Genomic DNA, 859 nt, shown 5'->3' with positions numbered 1-859 from the left:
AACACTGGGCAGGCACCTCCAGCTCATGGGTGGCACAGAGAATCTGAAAGCGGCCCTGAATATCTTTACCCGGCTGCGTAGCCGGGCGGCCGGAGGACAGGCGGATATCCCCTGTGACGATAAGGAGATCGAACTGGCTTTGGGCAGAGTACTCCAGGTCTTGGGGGGGGAGGAGAACCTGAGAACAGCTCTGGAGATATTTACCCGACTACGCGCCCGTGCAGCCAGGGGGCAGGCAAATACCCCGTGTAATGATAAGGAGATCGAACTGGCCCTGGGCAGACTTCTCCAGCTCATGAGAAGCCCGGACAATCTAAGTGTGGCCCTGGAGATCTTTACCCAGCTGCGTACCCGGGCAGCCGGAGGGCAGGCAAATACCCCCTGTGATGACAAGGAGATTGAGTTAGCACTGGGCAGGCATCTTCAGATAATGGGTGGCACGAACAACCTGAAAGCAGCACTGGATATCTTTATCCGGCTGCGTACCCAAGCGGCCGGGGGGCAGGTAAATACCCCCTGTGATGACAAGGATATCGAGCTGACACTGGGCAGACACCTCGAGCTCATAGGGGGAGTAGATAATCTAAGAACGGCCCTGGAGATCTATATCCGGCTGCGCACCCAAGCGGCCGGGGGGAAGGTGGATACACCCTGTGATGACAAAGAGATTGAGTTAACACTGGGCAGACATCTTCAGATTATGGGGGGCACGGATAACCTGAAAGCTGCCCTGGACATCTTTACCGGGCTACGCGCCCGAGCGGCCGGAGGGCAGGCGAATATCCCCTGTGATGATAGGGAGATCGAGCTGGCCATGGGCAGACACCTCCAGATTATGGGGGGCACGGATAACCTGAAA

1 protein-coding gene is annotated in these 859 nt (G+C 57.3%); it reads left to right on the top strand.

Features of this window, described 5'->3' with window-relative positions; genetic code table 11:
- Positions 1-859 (top strand): hypothetical protein (locus E1189_RS22495; protein ID WP_230459899.1); only part of this gene is annotated, 859 nt, incomplete at both ends.

Source organism: Parendozoicomonas verongulae (genome assembly GCF_009711465.1).
Lineage (GTDB): Bacteria > Pseudomonadota > Gammaproteobacteria > Pseudomonadales > Endozoicomonadaceae > Sansalvadorimonas > Sansalvadorimonas verongulae.
Note: the sequence above shows the minus strand (reverse complement) of the source record. Positions and strands in the feature narration are given on the sequence as shown.